Origin of the sequence: Gilliamella sp. CG13, from assembly GCF_046635805.1 — a bacterium.
Classification (GTDB): Bacteria; Pseudomonadota; Gammaproteobacteria; order Enterobacterales; family Orbaceae; genus Gilliamella; species Gilliamella apicola_I.
In genome coordinates, this window is record NZ_JBIDFM010000006.1 from 50,835 (window position 1) to 71,231 (window position 20,397).

The 20,397-nt window shown below is 34.8% G+C and carries 22 protein-coding genes and 1 pseudogene; 5 read left to right on the top strand and 18 right to left on the bottom strand.

What is annotated here, in order from left to right; translation table 11 throughout:
• Window positions 1-7: 7 nt before the first annotated feature.
• Window positions 8-874 carry an EamA family transporter gene (locus tag ACGH6R_RS09115; protein WP_411599534.1) on the bottom strand — a complete coding sequence of 289 codons (867 nt, stop codon included), beginning with the start codon at window positions 872-874 and terminating at the stop codon, window positions 8-10.
• Between the two features lie 168 nt (window positions 875-1,042).
• Complete coding sequence (ispB, locus tag ACGH6R_RS09120; RefSeq protein ID WP_267352134.1) at window positions 1,043-2,029, bottom strand: octaprenyl diphosphate synthase; 987 nt, start codon at window positions 2,027-2,029, stop codon at window positions 1,043-1,045.
• 154 nt (window positions 2,030-2,183) lie between these two features.
• On the opposite strand from ispB, the gene ACGH6R_RS09125 reads away from it, so the two are divergent.
• Window positions 2,184-3,017 carry a TonB family protein gene (locus tag ACGH6R_RS09125; protein ID WP_411599536.1) on the top strand — a complete coding sequence of 278 codons (834 nt, stop codon included), beginning with the start codon at window positions 2,184-2,186 and terminating at the stop codon, window positions 3,015-3,017.
• Between the two features lie 102 nt (window positions 3,018-3,119).
• Here the strand turns inward: ACGH6R_RS09125 and pepP are convergent, their stop codons facing one another.
• Together pepP and ACGH6R_RS09135 are read right to left on the bottom strand one after the other, a co-directional pair.
• Window positions 3,120-4,433 carry a Xaa-Pro aminopeptidase gene (pepP, locus tag ACGH6R_RS09130; protein ID WP_411599537.1) on the bottom strand — a complete coding sequence of 438 codons (1,314 nt, stop codon included), beginning with the start codon at window positions 4,431-4,433 and terminating at the stop codon, window positions 3,120-3,122.
• A 29-nt stretch (window positions 4,434-4,462) separates the two neighbouring features.
• Window positions 4,463-5,005: a UPF0149 family protein gene (locus tag ACGH6R_RS09135; RefSeq protein WP_411599539.1), complete on the bottom strand. Its 543-nt coding sequence runs from the start codon at window positions 5,003-5,005 to the stop codon at window positions 4,463-4,465.
• 123 nt (window positions 5,006-5,128) lie between these two features.
• Here ACGH6R_RS09135 and ACGH6R_RS09140 point away from each other — a divergent pair, with 123 nt between their 5' ends.
• From ACGH6R_RS09140 to crr, 4 genes are all read left to right on the top strand, one after another.
• Window positions 5,129-5,473 (top strand): hypothetical protein, encoded by a 345-nt coding sequence (locus ACGH6R_RS09140; protein ID WP_267352127.1) that lies wholly within the window; start codon window positions 5,129-5,131, stop codon window positions 5,471-5,473.
• Window positions 5,474-5,615: 142 nt separating this feature from the next.
• Window positions 5,616-5,873, top strand: a complete 258-nt coding sequence (gene ptsH / locus ACGH6R_RS09145) for a phosphocarrier protein Hpr (protein WP_065559773.1) — start codon at window positions 5,616-5,618, stop codon at window positions 5,871-5,873.
• Window positions 5,874-5,927: 54 nt separating this feature from the next.
• Window positions 5,928-7,655: a phosphoenolpyruvate-protein phosphotransferase PtsI gene (ptsI, locus tag ACGH6R_RS09150; protein WP_065559774.1), complete on the top strand. Its 1,728-nt coding sequence runs from the start codon at window positions 5,928-5,930 to the stop codon at window positions 7,653-7,655.
• Between the two features lie 9 nt (window positions 7,656-7,664).
• Window positions 7,665-8,171 (top strand): PTS glucose transporter subunit IIA, encoded by a 507-nt coding sequence (gene crr / locus ACGH6R_RS09155; protein ID WP_267352124.1) that lies wholly within the window; start codon window positions 7,665-7,667, stop codon window positions 8,169-8,171.
• 71 nt (window positions 8,172-8,242) lie between these two features.
• Here the strand turns inward: crr and pgi are convergent, their stop codons facing one another.
• From pgi to ACGH6R_RS09225, 14 genes and pseudogenes are all read right to left on the bottom strand, one after another.
• Entirely contained in the window at window positions 8,243-9,892 is a 1,650-nt protein-coding gene (gene pgi, locus ACGH6R_RS09160) for a glucose-6-phosphate isomerase (protein WP_411599541.1), read from the bottom strand.
• Window positions 9,893-10,283: 391 nt separating this feature from the next.
• A complete protein-coding gene (locus tag ACGH6R_RS09165; RefSeq protein WP_267360774.1) occupies window positions 10,284-10,520 on the bottom strand; it encodes a colicin immunity domain-containing protein in 237 nt (78 codons plus the stop codon).
• 59 nt (window positions 10,521-10,579) lie between these two features.
• The gene (locus ACGH6R_RS09170; RefSeq protein ID WP_411599543.1) at window positions 10,580-10,978 is read right to left on the bottom strand and encodes an Imm7 family immunity protein; all 399 of its coding nucleotides are present in this window, start codon (window positions 10,976-10,978) and stop codon (window positions 10,580-10,582) included.
• 16 nt (window positions 10,979-10,994) lie between these two features.
• Window positions 10,995-11,321, bottom strand: a pseudogene (locus ACGH6R_RS09175) (restriction endonuclease fold toxin).
• A gap of 234 nt (window positions 11,322-11,555) precedes the next feature.
• Window positions 11,556-11,897, bottom strand: a complete 342-nt coding sequence (locus ACGH6R_RS09180) for a DUF6717 family protein (RefSeq protein WP_267380196.1) — start codon at window positions 11,895-11,897, stop codon at window positions 11,556-11,558.
• Between the two features lie 419 nt (window positions 11,898-12,316).
• Window positions 12,317-12,547, bottom strand: a complete 231-nt coding sequence (locus ACGH6R_RS09185) for a hypothetical protein (RefSeq protein WP_267352117.1) — start codon at window positions 12,545-12,547, stop codon at window positions 12,317-12,319.
• A complete protein-coding gene (locus tag ACGH6R_RS09190) occupies window positions 12,537-12,950 on the bottom strand; it encodes a type II toxin-antitoxin system death-on-curing family toxin (RefSeq protein ID WP_267380198.1) in 414 nt (137 codons plus the stop codon). Before ACGH6R_RS09190 ends, ACGH6R_RS09185 begins: the two co-directional genes overlap by 11 nt.
• 182 nt (window positions 12,951-13,132) lie before the next feature.
• On the bottom strand, window positions 13,133-13,573 hold the full coding sequence (locus ACGH6R_RS09195; protein ID WP_267380200.1) for a hypothetical protein: 441 nt from the start codon (window positions 13,571-13,573) through the stop codon (window positions 13,133-13,135).
• Window positions 13,573-15,264 carry a hypothetical protein gene (locus ACGH6R_RS09200; RefSeq protein ID WP_411599545.1) on the bottom strand — a complete coding sequence of 564 codons (1,692 nt, stop codon included), beginning with the start codon at window positions 15,262-15,264 and terminating at the stop codon, window positions 13,573-13,575. Before ACGH6R_RS09200 ends, ACGH6R_RS09195 begins: the two co-directional genes overlap by 1 nt.
• Window positions 15,265-15,614: 350 nt before the next feature.
• Complete coding sequence (gene metA / locus ACGH6R_RS09205; protein ID WP_220216007.1) at window positions 15,615-16,547, bottom strand: homoserine O-acetyltransferase MetA; 933 nt, start codon at window positions 16,545-16,547, stop codon at window positions 15,615-15,617.
• 221 nt (window positions 16,548-16,768) lie between these two features.
• Window positions 16,769-17,581: an ATP-binding cassette domain-containing protein gene (locus ACGH6R_RS09210; protein ID WP_220216008.1), complete on the bottom strand. Its 813-nt coding sequence runs from the start codon at window positions 17,579-17,581 to the stop codon at window positions 16,769-16,771.
• 24 nt (window positions 17,582-17,605) lie between these two features.
• Window positions 17,606-18,595: a putrescine export ABC transporter ATP-binding protein SapD gene (gene sapD, locus ACGH6R_RS09215; RefSeq protein WP_065559789.1), complete on the bottom strand. Its 990-nt coding sequence runs from the start codon at window positions 18,593-18,595 to the stop codon at window positions 17,606-17,608.
• Window positions 18,596-18,597: 2 nt separating this feature from the next.
• Complete coding sequence (locus ACGH6R_RS09220; protein WP_411599546.1) at window positions 18,598-19,458, bottom strand: ABC transporter permease subunit; 861 nt, start codon at window positions 19,456-19,458, stop codon at window positions 18,598-18,600.
• A complete protein-coding gene (locus ACGH6R_RS09225; protein WP_411599547.1) occupies window positions 19,451-20,380 on the bottom strand; it encodes an ABC transporter permease subunit in 930 nt (309 codons plus the stop codon). The genes ACGH6R_RS09220 and ACGH6R_RS09225 overlap by 8 nt, the downstream gene beginning before the upstream one ends.
• Window positions 20,381-20,397: the final 17 nt, after the last annotated feature.

The following is a 20,397-nucleotide window of genomic DNA, read 5'->3' on the forward strand; positions in this document are numbered from 1 at the left end:
AAAAACATTATGGATTAACCGATTTAATTTTAGTTGGTCGGCTCATTGTCAATACCGTCCCGATTGATGAAACAATAATAAATGTAATGGCTAACCATTGATAACGCGTTAATTGCTCTTGCAAAACAATGAAGCCTGACAAAGCAGCAAAAACTGGCGACAAACTCATTAATGTACTAAATGTTTGAGCGGGTAATCTTGGCAACGCTATCATATCTAATCCATAAGGAATGGCCGACGCCAATAATGAAACCACAAACACTAAAGGAAGAAGTTCCAAAGAAAACATAGCACTTCCACTATCCCACACACCAATAGGAAATAAAAATAACGACGCTATTAAAGACCCTATCGCAACACTTGATGAACCATATAATGCCCCAGCTTTACGCCCAAAGACAATATAACATGCCCAACCTGAACCTGCTAATAATGCCATTAAAATGCCAACGGGATCTAAATCACCAGAAGCTTGATGAATCGGTAAAAGTATCGCAAGCCCGATAACTGCAACGCCTAACCAAATAAAATCAACTAACCGACGCGAATAACACATTGCGACAACTATCGGTCCAGTAAGTTCTATCGCAACGGTAATACCAAGCGGAATTCTGGCAATGGCACTATAAAAAGCCAAATTCATGCAACCGGTTGCTACACCATATAAAAACACATACTTAAAAGCTTGTTTAGTAATGGGTTTACGCCATGGTTTAAAAATAATGATAAGCATCAAGGATGAAAAAGTTAATCGCCAAGCAGTCATCCCTTCAGGGCCTAATACCGGAAAAAGATATTTGGCCATAGATGCACTTGATTGTAACGAAATCATAGAGATAAAAATAATAAAGACCGGCCAAGATCGTTTAAACATGCCTAATTACCTTGTTAATATAATCAGAAAAAATTGCTCGTCATTTCACAACATACGATGAAATCTAAAGAAATCAATTTTTGATCATTGCTAATTATGATTTAATATAAAATGTCCATATAAGTACGAGTAGGAATGTTTTCAATCCATACTTCGATTTAACTCCTGTCAATTTTCTCTTTTTACTGAGAGCAATGCGAGATCTTGCAATGCTTTTTTATAGGGAGAGTCTGGCAGGATAGCAATCACATCAAAAGCCTTTTGGGCTTCTTGCTGTGCTATTTGTAAAGTATATTCAAGTGAACCACACTCATTCATGATCTGCAAAATACGATCTAACAAATGTCGCCCGTTTCCTTGCTCGATGGCTTGACGAATCAACTTGGCTTCCTCAGCATTTTGACAATGACGCATCGCATGTAACAATGGTAAAGTTGGTTTGCCTTCATTAAGATCATCACCCAAATTCTTACCTAAGGTTTGATTACTATCAGCACTATAATCTAATAAATCATCAATAATTTGGAAGGCCGTACCTAAATATTTTCCATATTCTTGTAAGGCAAATTCTTGTTCTGCATTGGCGCCAGCTAATACCGCTGCCGAATGCGAAGTTGCTTCAAACAAACGAGCGGTTTTACGATAAATGACTTCTAAATATTGTTCTTTAGTAATATCGGGATCATTACAATTGATTAATTGTTGCACTTCACCTTCAGCAATCACATTTGTTGCTGCCGACATAATAGTTAAAACTTTGAAAGATTCAGTCCGTACCATCATTTGGAAAGAACGCGTATAAATATAATCACCAACTAAAACACTGGCTGCATTACCAAATAATGCATTCGCGGTTGACTTTCCACGCCTGAGATCGGACTCATCAACGACATCGTCATGTAATAATGTAGCAGTATGAATAAATTCAATGAACGCAGCGGCAACGATGTGCTTGTCACCTTGATAATTAAGTGCTTTGGCAACTAACAACGCAATAATAGGGCGAATACGCTTACCGCCACTACTAATAATATAATTACCTAATTGATTAATAAGCACAACATCCGAACTAAGCTCCGCCTGAATTGCCTCATTAACTTTAACTAAGTCATCTTTTACAAGATCGAGTATTTGACTCATTGAAGGATTATTCATCACCCAAACCACTAAAAAAATAGATATTTAATTGCTATTATCTGATAAATATTGCCGAGCAACAAGGTGTTGGATTAGCATATTTTAAAAAAGACTACAAATGATAAGCATTTTCATTTAGAATGATTACCTTAAGTTAAACATGATAATTGTTATGAAAATCAATTTTGATATAGACATTAGCAACGAAAAAGCGCCTCAATCGCCAACACATATCAAACCCAAGAGTGTTTATTTATTCACGTCACTTTCGATTGTGTCACATCTATTTTTACTGGCGTTGCTGTTCAGCCCTATGCTTTTTGCCAAAAATATCATCGTTGATGAAGGTGACAACTCAATTAAAGCGATCATGATTGATATATCGCAAATGGCAGCGCCTGAACAATCATTAGTTGAAAATACACCTGATATCAAAGGTGTAAAAGAAAGTGACATTATCGATAATAAACCAATACCAGAACCGATAGTTGAGCCAGTTATTGAAACCCAAATGACTAATGAAGAAAAACCGGAACCTATCGTTGAAAAAAAACCGGAAGTCATGCCCGAAAATAACATTGTCATCGAGCAAAAACCGAAACCGAAGCCAAAACCAAGAACGGAATCCAAACCGATTCAAAAAGAGTCTCGTCAGCAAGTCAGACAAGAAGTGATCACGGATAACTTTGCCAAAACAGCCGTCGCATCTTCCATTTCTGACAGCCGTCAACATTCGGGTAATCCCTCGCCAATTAGTCGTAATCAGCCAGAATATCCTCGTCGGGCACTTGATATGCGCATAGAAGGCTATGTCGTTGTACTCTTTGATATCAATAGTAATGGGCGAGTCGAAAATATTCGAATTATCGAAACCAAACCGAACAATATTTTTAATCGTTCAGTTATCACAGCGATGAAAACGTGGAAATACGAAGGTAAAATAGCAAAAGATTTAAAAATAAAAATAATTTTTAATCGGGATAAATCAATCAGATTAGATAATTAATGGTCTAAACAGTTTCTTAAAATAATAAAATACGATTTTATTATCTATAATCAAAACAAAAGCAATAATCACAATTAGAAGATTATTGCTTTAGCGATAAGATTATTGATCCGATAACATCAATTTTTCGATTTGCTCTGGTTCTTTTGGCACATCACTGGTCAATACTTCATTACCCGATGTTGTGATTAAAATATTATCTTCTATACGAATACCAATACCTTTATAACACTCTGGCACATCTGCATCTTGATTGATGTAAAGCCCCGGCTCAACAGTCAGCACCATACCCGGCTCTAAAATACGATCCCTTCCACTACCGACATCATGTACATCAATGCCGAGCCAATGCCCTAAACCATGCATATAAAATGCGGTATAAGCTTTATCAGCAATGAGCGAATCGACATCCCCTTGCATAATGCCTAATTTAACTAAGCCCGTCACCATTGTTTTAACAACATGATCATTTACTTCCATAATCGATGTTCCGGGTTTAAACAGATCAATTGCTTGATATTGAGCAGCTAAAACAATGTGATAAATATCCCGTTGCGCTTGGCTAAATTGACCATTAACAGGAAAAGTCCGTGTTATATCCCCTGCATAATATTGATATTCACAGCCGGCATCGATTAACACTAAATCACCCTCGTTTAAAAGCGCACTGTTATTTTCATAATGCAATATACAACCATTGTTTCCGGCTCCTACAATCGTATTATAGGAAGGAGAACGCGCACCATGCCAGGCAAATTCATGTAAAATTTCTGCCTCTAACTGATATTCATACATCGAAGATTTACATCTACGCATAGCTCGACAGTGGGCTTGGGCACTAATTTTGCACGCTTGACGTAAAAGGTCTATTTCAAAATTAGATTTAAACATCCGCATTTCATGCACAATAGGACGCCAATCAATCACGCTACTGGGTGCTGAAAGCTTAAATCTTGCACCTTGTTTTAAAATCGTAAGGGCTTTTTTGACAATCGTGTCAGCATAATCATATTGCAGATCAGCATGATAAATTGCCTGCTTACCATTCAACAACTCAGGCAAAATAGTATCAATTTTATCAAAAGGATGCGCTTCATCAACGCCAAGGGTTTCTAACGCAGCTTGCTGCCCTAAACGATAGCCTGTCCATGTTTCAGCCAGAGGGTCTTTTTTACGATTAAACAGCACATATCGAACATGATTATCTTGTTGTTTAATCATCACTAATACGGCTTCGGGTTCATCAAAACAGGTAAAATACCAAAAATCACTATTTTGCCGATAAGGATAATGCGTGTCATTGCTTCTGACGACTTCGGGTGAGGCAAAAAAAAGTGCGACGCTGTTAGGTTGCATCTGCGAAAGAAGCTTTTCTCGACGAGAAAAAAGCTCTTTTTTGGTATCGATATTTAGCATAGTGATAACCTTTTAAAAACAAGTTAATATTAATGAATGGTTGGTGCGATATCAGCCTCATTAAATTCATCAAAACAGAGAATCGAAGTCATGCGAACATACTCTTTGATCTCTTCAAATGCAAAGCCTAACTCTTGCTGATCTTCATTTTCATCGTAACCTAGCTTCACAATTTGCCTTAAATCATAAATTGCTTCACCTACATCACCTTGAATACGATTTAATTTTGGTTGAACTAATCCAATCCCTAATAAAAAATGGTTAACCCAACCGACTAAATCATCAATTTGTGAAAAAAGATCATGTTCGTTAAGTATCAATTGAAATTCAAAATCATCATCCAAAAATTGTTGCTTGGTAATACAATAAAGTTCCACCATTTTCTTATTTAAAGATTCTGGTATTTTTTGCCCATTATTGAGCATATCTTCAACTAAAGGGCGCCAACTTTCATCATGATTGCCTCCGGCTAAAATACCCGAAATAAAACCATGTAATTCAGCAGCAGTAATACCCATTTTATTTAAGTTTAATTCATGATTAAGTTCATCATAATTTACAGTTTTGGTCATTAATGTCACCCTGATTTTGTCATATCAATAAAAAGCACTCTGCACTTTCATTAATTATTAGTATATAATCCACAACTAGCTATAAATAATAAACAGGTTACTAAGCTTTATAAAGGAATTATTTTGAATATTGTAAGATTTGTGATGAAATTTTCCCTTCTCCTTCTGGCGTTTGCTATATCATTAACTGCTTGTAGTTCATGGTTATCTAACAAAGGCACTATCATCCTTGACGTGCAGAACAAAACCCAAACATTCATAACAAGTCACGATTTACCTCATAATTACCAATTAGGTAATGGTGAAGAAGAACTTCAACGATTTGAAACATTTTGCAGTAAAGAAATAAAAGAGTCACAACTTGATGGAAGTGAAGAAATTGTTTTTGAAAATATAAAGCGTGGTATACATGGAGAAGTAGAATTTAAAAAATGTAGTGATAGAATCACTCGAATTTACCGTTATTGAGAAATATGGATATAACAACTATATTTTGATTTGAATAAGATTAACTAAATTTCCAAAGATCGATTAAATGTTACTAGCCATTAAGGCGGTTTTTATTTATATTGGTCGCGTAAATGAAAATATTTTTAGGAGTAGAATTATTATGTATAAACAAGATGTAACCATTACCGCACCAAATGGTCTCCATACCCGCCCTGCTGCACAATTTGTAAAAGAAGCAAAAAACTTTAATGCTGAAATTACCGTCACATCAAATGGTAAAAGTGCTAGTGCTAAAAGTCTATTCAAACTACAAACACTTGGTCTAACACAAGGTACCACCATCACCATTTCAGCAGAAGGCGAAGATGAAAAAGAAGCGGTAAATCATCTAGTTAAATTAATTCCTGAATTGGAATAATTAGCTCCAAAATGCGATAAGAACAGATTTAAAATTGAATAAGGATTAAATGTTATGGTATCAGGTATACTTGTTTCCCCCGGTATCGCTTTTGCAAAAGCGCTATTATTAAAAGAAGAACCTATTGTTGTTAATAATAGGGCAATTCCAGATAACAAAATTGATGCTGAAATTGCGCGTTTTAAAGATGCTCGTCAAAAATCCAGCGAGCAATTAAATGCGATAATGGAACGAGCAAAATCCACATTAGGCGAAGATAAAGCTGCTATCTTTGAAGGGCATATTATGCTTTTAGAAGATGAGGATTTGGAGCAAGAAGTTATTTCTCGTATACAAAGCAAGCATTCAACCGCTGATGCCGCTGTCCAATCAGTATTTGAAACTCAAGCTAAAGAGCTTGAAAACTTAGACGATGAATACTTAAAAGAGCGTGCTGCTGATATTCGTGATATTGGCAAACGTTTACTCAAAAATATTTTAGGGATTGAAATTGTCGATTTAAGTGCTATTAGCCAACCTTGTATTTTAGTTGCAACAGATCTTACTCCATCTGAAACTGCACAACTAAATCTAGATATGGTACTTGGTTTTATTACTGATGCAGGTGGACGTACATCCCATACTTCAATTATGGCTCGTTCATTAGAAATTCCGGCAATTGTTGGTACATCAAATGCAACACAAACAATTAAACAAGGTGATTTTGTTATACTTGATGCTATAAATAACGCCATTTATATCAATCCTGATCATACTACCCAAGAAAAACTCAAACAAGTTCAAGCAAAATATATTGCCGACAAAGAAGAGTTAGCAAAATTAAAAGACTTACCTGCCGTCACGCTTGATGGTCACCAAGTTGAAATTTGTGCGAATATTGGTACGGTGCGTGATATCGCTGGTGCGGATCGCAACGGTTATGAAGGTGTTGGTCTTTATCGTACTGAATTTTTATTTATGGATCGTGATGCCTATCCTAACGAAGACGAACAATTCAAAGCTTACAAAGAAGTAGCCGAATCAACGAATGGTTTATCTGTTATTGTCAGAACAATGGATATTGGTGGCGATAAAGATGTACCTTACATGCATTTACCAAAAGAAGAAAACCCATTCTTAGGTTGGCGTGCAATTCGTATCTGTTTAGATCGTAAAGAAATACTCCATGCACAGTTACGCGCAATATTACGCGCATCAGCATTTGGTAAATTACGTATCATGTTCCCGATGATCATATCGGTTGAAGAAATTCGTATCTTAAAATCTGAAATTAATATCCTCAAAGAACAACTAACTGCCGAAGGTAAAGCATTTGATAAAAATATCGAAGTTGGTGTAATGATTGAAACGCCTGCGGCTGCTGTCATTGCTCATCATTTAGCGAAAGAAGTTGATTTCTTCAGTATTGGAACCAATGATTTAACACAATACACATTAGCGGTTGATCGGGGTAACGAATTAATTTCACATCTTTATAATCCACTTTCACCATCTGTCTTAACACTGATTAAGAAAGTCATCGATGCTTCGCACAAAGAAGGTAAATGGACTGGCATGTGTGGTGAGCTTGCTGGTGATGAACGAGCAACGATTTTATTACTTGGTATGGGACTTGATGAATTTAGCATGAGTGCAGTATCAATTCCTAAAATCAAAAAATTAATTCGTAATACACATTTTGAAGAAGCGAAAAAACTTGCAGACAATGTGCTAGAAAAAGCAACTTCTAAAGAAATTATGGATTTAATCGAAAAATATAACGCTGAAAAGCAAATTTGTTAGGAGAAAATAATGGGGTTATTCGATAAATTGAAGCAATTCATCAAATCTGATGATAGCAATGATAGCATCGAAATTATTGCACCTCTGAGTGGCGAAATCGTTAAAATCGAAGATGTACCAGATGTCGTTTTTGCAGAGAAAGTCGTTGGTGATGGTATTGCAATTAAACCTGCTGGTAATAAAATTGTTGCACCACTAAACGGTAGAATTGGCAAAATTTTTGAAACTAATCATGCGTTTGCTATTGAATCAGATGAAGGTATTGAGCTATTTGTACACTTTGGAATTGACACTGTTGAATTAAAAGGCGAAGGTTTTACCCGTATCGCTGAAGAAGGTCAACAAGTAAAAGTTGGTGACACCATTATCGAATTTGATTTACCACTACTTGAAAGTAAAGCAAAATCAGTGTTAACACCTGTTGTCATTTCTAATATGGATAGTATTGTCGAACTGACAAAACTATCTGGTACCGTAGAAGCAGGTAAAACACCTGTTATGCGCGTGAAAAAATAATCATAAAAAAACCTTCAGTTTTACTGAAGGTTTTTCTGCTCAATTCATTAACTGTCTAAAGTTAAATCAGTTTAACGCCACTTTTTATATTGATTAATCAAATTATTTGTTGAATCGTCATGTGAAGTTACTGGCGTATCACTTGCTAATTCGGGTAAAATTCGGCCGGCTAATTGCTTACCTAACTCAACACCCCATTGGTCGAAACTAAATATATTCAGAATAATACCTTGAGTAAAGATTTTATGCTCATACATCGCAACTAATGCACCCAAGCTATACGGAGTAATTTTCTTAACTAAAATTGAATTAGTCGGTTTATTTCCTTCAAACACTTTAAACGGAACAATTGCTTTAACTTCATCAAGCGTTTTTCCAGCAGCCATAAATTCTTGTTCAACTTGTTCTTTGGTTTTACCAAATGCTAATGCCTCAGTTTGAGCAAAAAAGTTAGATAACAATTTAGGATGATGATCACCAACCGGATTATGGCTAATTGCAGGCGCAATAAAATCACACGGAATAAGTTTAGTACCTTGATGAATTAATTGATAAAATGCATGTTGACCATTGGTACCCGGTTCACCCCATATGATTGGGCCAGTAGTATAAGTTGTTTTATGACCATTACGATCGACACTTTTACCGTTTGATTCCATATTGCCTTGTTGAAAATAGGCAGCAAATCGATGCATATACTGGTCATAAGGTAAAATGGCTTCTGTCTCAGCACCATAAAAATTATTATACCAAATCCCAATTAAGGCTAATAATGCAGGAATATTTTTATCAATTGGTGTATTTTGGAAGTGTTTATCCATTGCATGACCACCAGCCAAAAATTGTTTAAAATTATCAAATCCAATAGATAAAACGATCGATAAACCTATCGCTGACCAAGAAGAGTAACGACCGCCTACCCAATCCCAAAATTCAAACATATTCGCCGTATCAATACCAAATTTTTCAACTTCTTTGGCATTAGTGGATAACGCAACAAAATGCAAAGCAACAGCTTTATCATCTTTAGCCGCATCAAGTAACCAAGAACGAGCCGTTTGTGCATTAGTCATGGTTTCTTGTGTGGTAAATGTTTTTGAAGCTACTAAAAACAAGGTTGTTTCAGGATTTAATCCTTTTAATGCTTCAACAATATGAGTACCGTCAACATTTGAAACAAAATGCATGTTTAAATGATTTTTATAAGGACGCAACGCTTCGGTAATCATGACGGGTCCAAGATCTGAACCTCCAATTCCGATATTTACCACATCAGTTATCGCTTTACCGGTATACCCTTTCCACTCACCGCTAATAACTTTATTACTGAATGATTCCATTTTTGCTAATACCGCATTGACATCATCCATCACATTTTTGCCATCAACATAAATAGGGGTATTCGATACATTACGTAAGGCAACATGTAAAACAGCACGATCTTCGGTGCGATTAATTTTTTCACCACTATACATAGCTGAAATTGCACCTTTAAGATCACATTCATCAGCAAGCTTATAAAGTATTGCTAAAGTCTCTTGCGTAATACGATTTTTAGAAAGATCAACCAAAAACTCATCCTCAAACGGAATACTGAGTTTTTCAACTCGTTTTGGCTCTTCTTTTAAAATCTGCGCAATGGTCTTATTTTGATGCTTTTGATAACTTGCTTGAAGGGATTTCCAAGATGAAGTGGTAGTTGGATCAATTGATTTTAACATAACTCATTCCTTAAATAATAAAGCACTCTATCCATAATATAACTATGCCTAAAATGATGCAAGATAAGGATCTTTTATCTTTTATTTTTGAATTAAGCACACTGACCAATTGACTAAAGCACCGATTCATAATCGTTTTAAACGACTTTTTAGTCGTCTTTCTGCAAAATTATCGTCCGGTTTACTTGTAAATATTCGGTTATTGGGTTAGCCAGTTCGGGAAATTCTTGTACTAGGTTTGAGAGGTGTTCTTTATGTGGGCTAAATACCACAAAATCCGTGACACTGCCAATAAGCTCAATTATTCTTATCGTGTTTTGGAAATCAAGATAAAATCTTTTATCAACAAAGAAATTATTAATTATTCTAGCTTTGTTAGTTCTTGCTCAATTTACTCAATAAGTTGTTGACCATTCAATTTATATTCATCTCTGTCGATATCAGGATTATAAAGATCGGCTAAACAAAAAATGGTGAATAAACATTCATTAATACTATCTTCATCATTAATCAACAAGTTGTTATCTCGTTCTATTCGGTAGAGTTCAATATAAGCTTCAACAAAAATTTGAGGAGCTATTCTTCCTTCAACTAGTGATCTAGCAAATTCTAATAAAGTAATGCTCATCGTAATACTCAATTTTTCAGTTAGAAAATAAATAATTTCACAATTTGATTAATGTAACCTTAATCATCTTCTATTTTAGGAATACATGGAGACAAAAACTGATCTTTTTCTTTTTTTATTTTCCCTCTAGCTAAGACATATACTTCAAATTCATTGAATTTATCCGAAGATTCATCGTTTTTAACATACAATAAACCATATGAGCCTTGAGAAATTTTTGCTACATATTGATATAACTCAAAAATTTCTGCTACATCCTGAGAATAATGATTAGTATTCCCACTAAACAAAAGCTGACAACAACCATTAACTTTATGGATTTTAATAAATCCTGCACTATTTTCAAATTCATGTTCTGATATGAATGAAGTAAGTTTATCTAGAATTGAATTCATCTCATTTTCATTGTTTTCGTATGTAGAATTTCTTAATGATATCCACCCATAATATTCGATCATTTTATTACCTTATTTTTTAGTTAAGAGGTTGAGTATCTATAATGACTTTCACATCATAATGATTACTATATTCATTTAATTTATTTATTACTGATTTTGCAGGTTCACCCTCAAAATGATAGTATACAGAACGGTTAGTTTCTTTAGCTGCTTCAAATGTTGCTTTCATTTGAGATCTTACACTTTGATTTAATTACTTTAGGGGCGGTTTTGTTTGAGCTATATATAAATCACTAATCACATCAAACTCTCTTGTATCATTAACAAATCTTACCCTTGACACACCATTTAATCTTATCGCTAAAGCATCAGCTGCTACATGTGGCTTGTTTACTTTTATCATGTCCCCCAAAGTATCGGCTCACTTCTTTTAATAATGCTTCTAAATTCAACCACTAAAAATTTGGTTGAATTTAGTATGGTCAATGATCACTTTTCAAAGTAGATTAATAGTGAGCATTACAACTACTCCTTTAGATAATCACATACAATATTGTGTGGTTTTTTATATTCTGCCGATTTATAAAGCACTAGTGACATTAACATTCATGATAATTTGTAATATTAGATTTTCTAACTAGATAGATTTAATTTTGATATACAAGTTTTTGGGGGCTTCAGGAAAATACTTAAACAAAGCAGGACAAAGCCAGCCTTCCATATCAAATTCTTTCGAGTAATACCAGTTACCAGCATTATCAGATCTTCGCCATTCTAAACAAAGATCGGTATCAGGGAAGTAATCTTTAGAAAAGATTAAAATAAATCCTTTTTCAGCATTTGGGATTGATTCAGTGGCTTTATCAATTAAAGTATCTGCGCCAGAAACAAAAGGCTCTTGTAACAAGCCTACCTTTTCATCATCAAAGACCCACATATCAAGATATTTATATGGTTTTATAATATTAATTGAGTTCATGTATTTTCCCTTTATGGAAACATTCGTAAAATATTCATGAGCGCGAAGAAAATTTTGGAGTTAGGAGTCCAAATTGGTAGCTTTTCGTGACCAATAAATAAAAAATTGGAGTCGTATTTCAAGTCATCATCAGAAATACCTTCTTTCCTAATATCAATTAACTTCTCTATACTATCTAATTTTAATTGATAGATACTATTATTATGATAACTAATATATGTTTTCATTAAATTTAATGAAAACTTATAATTTTCATTTATCATTTTATTATTAAGCCTACGAATATTAATAAATTATCTACGCAATTTATTAATATTCGTTACAGCTAATTCCATTCTTCTTCGAGCTGAAATATTAGCCGAATGAATTTTTATTTTTGGAGGCTTTCGAATATCATTTAAAAATATTTTCATAATTATTCAATAATTAGATAAAGAATCATAATATGCTATTAACTCTTCAAGCAATAAATCAAGTTCCGCACCATCTTTTCTGAAAAAACCATCTTTTAACTTACCTCCCGATAAAACAACAGAATAGAAATTATCTTTACTCCGTTGACCATCTAACTTAATAATAACGGATGCACCATCTTCTGCTATCGCTTCAATATTTTTCCAATAACACTCTAATTTAAAATTATTTTTCATATTTTAAAGCCCTTGATATATCTTCAATTTCTCTTAATTTTCCGGTTGCTACATCATCTATTACTTTTCGAATTTGTACAGGTGACAAATTCATATTATTTTTATTTACTAATTGTTCAACAACTGTTTGTGCAGTGCGTTTGTTACCATCATTAAATAAATGTCGCCCTGCAATATCCCTTATAGCTACAGCAATTTTGTCATAAAAATTTTCTCTATATGACATATTAGCAAGTATTGTCCCTATTTCATCTGTTAATGTATGACTTCCTCCATATGATTTATTTATGTTTGATATTTCTTCAATACTTAATTCCTTAAATGATGAAACGACAAAATCAGTTGCTTTTTCAGTATTATACCAATTCCCTTCTACTTCAACTGTTTCAATTTTATGATGCACCTTGGTTCTGACTTCAGTGCCGGTTATTTTGATGCGGGCGTATTTTAATAAGCGTAGTGAACGGGTTAAGGGTTTGGCTTTCTAACATCATTCACTTTTTATCGTTTTTACTCACTTCACTTACTATGCAGCTATAAGAACGTAAAAGCACTCTAATAAATTAGAGTGCTTTTACGTTATGACTACTCTAATTCAGTTATACTTACTGAAGCAGATTTTACTTCTTTTGGTAAAGTATAGATTATTTCTTTTATATTTTTCGGTAGGTCTTTTAAAGATAATGGACTCAGGGGTTTTACAACTAAAAAATAGCTATTATCTTCATAGTTAACATCATAACTAAATAATCCCTTTAAAGCCGAATCAACATAGCTTTTTAAATATTGTTCTCTTTTAAGTTGATCGGGAAATTCAGGCAAATTATCTTCAATGATTTCAATATCAGATCGTTTTTCTAATTCAAAAAAATAATCACATAGTTCTTCATAATTCTCAACCGAATCAGCTACTTTCTTCGGTACAGCTCTTGTGCCACCTGAAGCAAAGTGTGCTAGATTACCATTATAAAATGCAGCATACCAGTCAAGATCGTTAGTACTTATAAACTCATCAGTCATTTTCATTATTTTTCAACTCCAAATATATTTGTGCAATTTTCACAACGGGACACTGGTTTACCATTGCGAGGGCGTACGGCTTGAGTAAATTGTATATCTTTTAATTTAAGATTAGGATTATTTAATAACAATTCGTTGGCTGCTCTAAATTCAGCACAAGCTCCTAATACATTACCACATGAAGTTTTAACACCTAAACCTCCTAATTTATCAGCATAAACTTGTAGTTCTGGTGCTATTTTAGTGGGAACTGTTCCACTTGATGCAGTAACAACTTTCTCCGTTAATGGATCAACAGCCCCAACTGCTGTAGCTGGTTTATATTTGCTGTTAGCTAAAGATGCTATGTATTGATCTAATTCTTTATTTGCATTAGCCAATAAAGAATTATTCCTTATTGTTTCTTTTTCAACAACATTATTCCAATTAACCTCATCTAATTCAACCTCTACCGCTTCAATTTTATGATGTACCTTCGCTCTGACTTCAGTGCCGGTTATTTTAATTCGGGAGTATTTTAATAAGCGTAGTGAACGGGTTAAGGGTTCGGCTAAACCGCCGGCTATTATTCCTTCTAAGCTGTTTTTTAATCGTCCTTCTGCAAAACTATCGTCTGGTTTGGCTTGTAAATATTCGGTTATTGGGTTAGCCAGTTCGGGAAATTCTTGTACTAAGTTTGACAGGCGTTCTTCATGAGGGCTAAATACCGTAAAATCTGTGACACTGCCTGCTATCATCCCTTTTACCCACGAGCCTACATTTTTCAAGGGTTTTATAAATTTGGTTGCCCTTACCGCCGGTATAAACCCGACAATAAATTGACTGACACCATGTGTTATCCCACCAGAGATAGTCTGTGGTGGTGATACCTCAGGCATTTGTATAGGATTAGGTGCCTGACCAATCGGTTTATCACTGATAATTTCTGCATGCACTCGAGCCAAAAATAGCGGCGATATCGGATTAATTAAGGTGCTATCCCATAATAAATCGAGTGTACTTTGCCCTGCATCTCGTAACCCACCCAATATCTGTAAGGGGACATCTTGATACCAGGCTCGGTGCTGTGTTTGTCGGTCAAAGATAACATCCACTAATTTTATATCCGGCTCAAGATTGACGTAAGCGTGTCCTCGACTATCAAGTTGACCCTGATAAATCATTCGTTGATTACTGTTATTAAATAACGTAAAAGAGTGATTCGGTAAGTTTTCGACACTGAATTCTATCCAGTTATCATCATCAAAGAAAAACAACTCCCGTTCCCGTATTTCTGCCGGGGTTAATTTACGTGGCGCTTTGTTGCTCGGTAGTCTTAAAAAATTGGTTTGAGGCGGTAATAATCCACAATCAAGTGTGAGTGGTTTTTCAATTAACAACGCCCGACCGGTTGTCAGTGCTTCTGTTAAGGCTTGCGTGACTTTGGCGTTATCATGACCATAGTGATTGTTGCCATAGTATAACCCCAAGTTTTCCAGTGTCGGGTAAAGCTGTTGACATTGTTCAGGATGTTGAACGCAATGAGCGATAGCTTCATCTTGTGCAGCGCTGTAATCGAAACGAACGGTGTTATAACCGGATGCCTGTAACTGTGTTTTGGGAAACTCATAAAACCCATACTGGGCTAACAGACTTTCGGGGGCTTTCTTTTGTAGTGCCAGCCACTCTTTTTGAGTAATCAATTTATAACATTTCATACAGCTTGTTGTTCTCTATCCCTTATATACCAAATCCGTAATGCATAAGCTTAAACTGACGATTTAAAGCTAACATTTTGCATTTTATGGTTTTATTTTGCATTTTTATATAAAACCATTTTTTTAGGATAGATTATTTTTTGACAGGCGACAAGCTTTTTTTTCTTTTTTTGGAAACAAATACGCAATTTATTGGAAATGATTACCCGTTATTTTTTTAATCTCAATAAACAAATTCTAATTATAAATCATTAATCAAATGGTGTTGCACAAGCAATAACCGATAAAAGTCAGAATAATGAGTTTATTTCTGGCTCTTTTAATCTAGGTATAATTTCTTTATGTTCGGTTTAATCATCAATTGTTAAATTGCGTGTCGTTAAATCAAATGGTGTTAATTGATAGACATAATAGTTAAGCCAATTGCTGAACAATAAATAAGCGTGACTACGCCATGTGGCTTTAGGGGTTAAGTCTGGATTATTATGAGGAAAATAATTTTCTGGGATAGTAGGCTGAATACCAGCTTTAAGATCACGAAAATATTCGTTGGCTAAAGTAAATGAGTCATATTCAGGATGCCCGGTAACAAATGCCATCCGTTTATCTGCTGTTGCCATTAAATAAGGGCCGGTAATATCAGAATCTGCCAGTATTGAAAGATCGGTATAATTTTTTATTTTTTCAATCGGAAAATCTGCATACCTTGAATGCGGTGCTAAAAAAGAGTCATCGAATCCTCGGGTTAAAATGGCATTAGGTTGTAAAATCTGATGCTGATAAACCCCAGATAATTTATGTGATCGTGTAAATTTTGGTAAATCATATAATACATTCAATGCGGCTTGTACTGCCCAACACACAAACATGGTTGAGGTGACATGTTCTTTTGCCCATGTGATAATTTCAACTAATTTTGACCAATAGACTACATCCGTAAAGGCCACTTTTCCTAACGGTGCGCCAGTGATAATAAGCCCATCAAAATTTTGTTCACGTATATCGTCAAAATCACAATAGAAACTATTTAAATGCTCGACTGGTGTATTTTTCGATTCACGCTGATCAATACGTAATAGTTGAATATCGACTTGTAATGAGGAGTTGGAAAGCAGTCGTAAAAATTGGTTTTCTGTCTCTATTTTTTTAGGCATAAGATTAAGAAAAAGCAGCTTTAGCGGACGAATTTCTTGTGTATTTGCACGAGAAGATGTCATGATAAAAATATTTTCTTTACGAAGTACATCAACGGCTGGTAATGAATCAGGAATACAAATAGGCATAGCAAAAACTCCTAATAATCAACAATCTTTTAAAACTTAAAATAGACGTCTAGAAATCTGTATAGCTAAATATAAGATGTTTTAGATTATTTGTCGAGGTTTTTATTTTGATTAGCTAAATCCAATATCTTAAAGAAAATCATGATACTACTATAAACGAATAACGTTAAATTCGCATTGGTCTTTTTTAGATTGGATAATTGACAAAAGTAAGGGAAGAGTTAAAAAGCCCGTGTATCGGTGCGCCATGAGTCAGCGGTTAACGCTTCGCCAAAATAGCTATTAACGAGTTTTTGCGTGATATCACTAAGTGGCGAGGCTAACACTTCGGCGGTATTCCCGTATTCAACAAGTTCGCCTTTGTGCATCACTAAGATTTGATCACTAATATGCTTCATCATCCCTATATCTTGAGTCACATAAATATAAGAGATGTTATGCTCGGCTTGTAATGACAACATCAAATTAACAATCTGTGAACGCATCGAGATATCTAATGCGGCTAACGCTTCGTCTAAAATAATAACTTTAGGTTTTAGAATTAATGCTCTCGCTAGGGCGACCCGTTGTTTTTGCCCCGATGCCATCACCGCTGGATAATAAGAAGCATGTTCAGGCAGTAACCCAACTTGCTTTAATACGTCGCTTATCATTTTTTCACGTTCAAACGCATCGTAATGTGTATTGTGTTTGAGTGGAATTTCAAGCAATTGACCAATGCGAAGTCTTGGATCAAAAGAGCTTTCAACATGTTGAAAAATCATGCGAATAAGTTGACAACGGTAACTATAATCGCCATATTCGACTTTTGTACCATCAATCCAAATATCACCACTATCCGGTTTGACCATTCCAACTAACATTTTAGCTAATGTTGATTTGCCCGATCCATTTTGCCCAATAATAGCTAGAGTTTTTCCTTCATTGATCGAAAAAGATATTGGTTTAACAGCATCAATGTATAGGTGCCCCAAAAATCCTTTAGGAATTTTAAATTGCTTTGACAAATTACGCACTTTTAAAATTGGGTTCATGGTTTAGTCCTGGTATTGATAATTTTACTCATCAGTATTTAAAGGAAAATGACAAGCAACAAAGTGATCTTTAATTTGGATTAATTCGGGTGCTTGAATACATTTTTTTTGTGCATAAGGACAACGTGGGCCCAATCGACAGCCAATAGGTAAATGTTCAAGTGACGGAATAACACCCGGTAAAGTATTTAACGGGCTTTTATGTGGCATTGCCTTACCAAAATCTGGAATGGCGTAAATGAGCGCCTGTGTATAAGGGTGATAAGGCGATTTTATTAAATCTTCGCTATCCGCCACTTCAACCGTCTGTCCACAATACAATACATTAATTCGATCTGTCCACCTTGTAATCATTTGCAAATCATGGCTGATAAGTAAAATCGTGGTGCCCATATTTTGATTCATGCTAGCCAGTAGCCTAAAAATTTGGGCTTCTGTCGTGGCTTCCATGGCATTAGTCGGCTCATCGGCAATAAGTAATTTAGGTTGATTGGCCAATGCAATGGCTATCATGACTTTTTGACATTCACCTTCTGTCAGTTCAAACGGATAAGACTTTAATATTTCTTTATGCTCTTTGATTCCAACCCGATGCAATAGTTCAATCGCACGATTTTTACGCCAAAATAGCCGTTGCCACCAATGACCTTTAAAGGTGCGTCTAGGTATTGCCTCGATCAGTTGTTGCCCAATTTTCATGGATGGATCTAAACATGATTGTGGTTCTTGGAATATCATGGAAATATTCGCACTAATAACTTTACGGCGTTGTTTAGGCGTAAGTTTTAATAAATCAATATTATTAAAATGAAAGCGATCTGCCGAAATTTTCCAATTGTGATTGGTGATCCCTAAAATCGCTTTGGCAATTAAGCTTTTACCAGAACCGGATTCGCCTACTAATCCTCGGATTTCACCTTCTGATAATCTAAGGTTAACCCGGTCGATAGCACGTAACAGACCGTCAGGAGTAATAAACTCAATCGTTAAATTACGAATATCTAACAATGCCATGATTAATGCCCTGCTCGTCGACCATTTAATCCAAAGTTTAATAAATAAACAAAGATAATGGTAGCTGAAACCGCAATTCCGGGGGATAAAAAGGCTAAATAATTGGTACCAATAATGTCTTTCATTTTAAACATCATCATCCCTAAATCGGGTCTGGAGGTATCGTTAGCAAATCCTAAAAAGGTGATGCTGGTAATGGCTAAGATAATTGAACTAAATAACGATACAATTTCAGTTAAATAGACCGGCAGAATATTAGGCAAAATATAGTGATTTAAAATCGTTATTTTGGATAAACCATCGAGCCGATAAGCCGTGATATAAGTTTTATTCCACTCCTTAATCACTCGTTGATGGATATTGTATATAAATCGTGGTGAATAAGATAACCCAATGATTAACAACATATTGGTTATATCATCTTCAAATAACATACTGACAACGATAACCCCCAATAAAGGTGGTACGACCATAAAAAATCGGAAAATCAATAAAATAAAAGATCGTAGAAATGGAATAAAGAACATTAAATAATTAATTAATCCTGCAATCACAACAACATAAAATACCGCTTTTAGTGTCATCGATAAGGTTGAGCGATAACCAATTAATAAGTAATCAAAAATATCTTGTCCTTTAGCATTGGTGCCTAAAATGTGATTAATATCGCCATTTATAAACCATGCTGGCGGTAAGGAACTTGCATAAATAGGATCTAAATGAGCATGAAAAAACCACTTTGTTGAAACAGCAACAAAGACAATTGCCATAATGCCATAAAAGCCAACAATTGAATAAAGATTACTATGTAGCTTATTAAAACATAATGCCACACTATTTAATAACCTTTTTACCTTAGACATGATGTTCCTTATGACGTAATGGATAAATAGCCACAGCGGTAATTTCGCCCAATAGTGTTAAAAAGCTTATCACCGTTCCACAAGCAAAAATAGCAATTGAGATAATAAAATAATTATGATGATGATAAGCACCCATGACCCATTGCCCTAATCCAACACGGTTAAATAATATTCCGACAATCATTGTTGAAAACAACAATGTAGTCGTATTATAAGTCAATTGAGGAATAGTTGCTGGAATGGTATTGGGCAATAAATGTCGACGTAAAATTTTTAAAGGTGACCTTTCTCGAATTGCAGCCATTTTTATGTAGTTCTGGCGTGAGGTATTTTTGACATTTTGGCTAATAAGCTGAATAGTTATAATGCTAGGCTGTATTGCAAGAATGATTATCGGAAGTTTTAAATATTGAAACTGCTCAATCAATAAATCTATTTTATTCTGTTTGTCAGACAGTAAAATCTCTAATAACGATGTACCAATAGTGGAGGAAGAAGTATCAAAATGTATTGATACAGACCAATTTGGAGAGACCCAAAACATAACAATCACAATTAGCATCACAATAGGACATGAATATAGTAATAAGCACCCTAACCGAATCGTGCTATTTAACCAATTAATATTACTTAGCCCTAAAAAGATACCCAACGGTAAACCAACAATTAGTGCTACCGCTAAGGCTAGAATACACAGTTCAATCGTCGCGGATAAAGTATAAAGAAACGAGACCTTTTCCCCTGAAGTTAATGTGAATTGTCCTTGCAATAATTGCCTAAAGAAAGAACTGTAAGCATCAACAATATGAAGATGATTAAACATAGAATGGGGCGAAAAATAGACAAGGCAAAAGCTGATCTGAGCCAAAATGCAGATAATTAATACAAAAGTGACTATTTTTTTCAAAATATAAATAATCATGTTTATCTTATCGCTTT

What these genes read in the sequence shown, in the direction of transcription:
- ACGH6R_RS09200 (WP_411599545.1), bottom strand. Translation starts at nt 15,264, where the DNA reads ATGAAATGTTATAAATTGATTACTCAAAAAGAGTGGCTGGCACTACAA.
- ACGH6R_RS09210 (WP_220216008.1), bottom strand. Translation starts at nt 17,581, where the DNA reads ATGAACCCAATTTTAAAAGTGCGTAATTTGTCAAAGCAATTTAAAATT.
- pgi (WP_411599541.1), bottom strand. Translation starts at nt 9,892, where the DNA reads ATGTTAAAATCAATTGATCCAACTACCACTTCATCTTGGAAATCCCTT.
- ACGH6R_RS09180 (WP_267380196.1), bottom strand. Translation starts at nt 11,897, where the DNA reads ATGAACTCAATTAATATTATAAAACCATATAAATATCTTGATATGTGG.
- crr (WP_267352124.1), top strand. Translation starts at nt 7,665, where the DNA reads ATGGGGTTATTCGATAAATTGAAGCAATTCATCAAATCTGATGATAGC.
- ptsI (WP_065559774.1), top strand. Translation starts at nt 5,928, where the DNA reads ATGGTATCAGGTATACTTGTTTCCCCCGGTATCGCTTTTGCAAAAGCG.
- sapD (WP_065559789.1), bottom strand. Translation starts at nt 18,595, where the DNA reads ATGGCATTGTTAGATATTCGTAATTTAACGATTGAGTTTATTACTCCT.
- ACGH6R_RS09165 (WP_267360774.1), bottom strand. Translation starts at nt 10,520, where the DNA reads ATGAGCATTACTTTATTAGAATTTGCTAGATCACTAGTTGAAGGAAGA.
- ACGH6R_RS09220 (WP_411599546.1), bottom strand. Translation starts at nt 19,458, where the DNA reads ATGTCTAAGGTAAAAAGGTTATTAAATAGTGTGGCATTATGTTTTAAT.
- ACGH6R_RS09185 (WP_267352117.1), bottom strand. Translation starts at nt 12,547, where the DNA reads ATGAAAAATAATTTTAAATTAGAGTGTTATTGGAAAAATATTGAAGCG.
- ACGH6R_RS09225 (WP_411599547.1), bottom strand. Translation starts at nt 20,380, where the DNA reads ATGATTATTTATATTTTGAAAAAAATAGTCACTTTTGTATTAATTATC.
- ispB (WP_267352134.1), bottom strand. Translation starts at nt 2,029, where the DNA reads ATGAATAATCCTTCAATGAGTCAAATACTCGATCTTGTAAAAGATGAC.
- ACGH6R_RS09115 (WP_411599534.1), bottom strand. Translation starts at nt 874, where the DNA reads ATGTTTAAACGATCTTGGCCGGTCTTTATTATTTTTATCTCTATGATT.
- ACGH6R_RS09125 (WP_411599536.1), top strand. Translation starts at nt 2,184, where the DNA reads ATGAAAATCAATTTTGATATAGACATTAGCAACGAAAAAGCGCCTCAA.
- metA (WP_220216007.1), bottom strand. Translation starts at nt 16,547, where the DNA reads ATGCCTATTTGTATTCCTGATTCATTACCAGCCGTTGATGTACTTCGT.
- ptsH (WP_065559773.1), top strand. Translation starts at nt 5,616, where the DNA reads ATGTATAAACAAGATGTAACCATTACCGCACCAAATGGTCTCCATACC.
- ACGH6R_RS09135 (WP_411599539.1), bottom strand. Translation starts at nt 5,005, where the DNA reads ATGACCAAAACTGTAAATTATGATGAACTTAATCATGAATTAAACTTA.
- ACGH6R_RS09195 (WP_267380200.1), bottom strand. Translation starts at nt 13,573, where the DNA reads ATGAAAATGACTGATGAGTTTATAAGTACTAACGATCTTGACTGGTAT.
- pepP (WP_411599537.1), bottom strand. Translation starts at nt 4,433, where the DNA reads ATGCTAAATATCGATACCAAAAAAGAGCTTTTTTCTCGTCGAGAAAAG.
- ACGH6R_RS09170 (WP_411599543.1), bottom strand. Translation starts at nt 10,978, where the DNA reads ATGATCGAATATTATGGGTGGATATCATTAAGAAATTCTACATACGAA.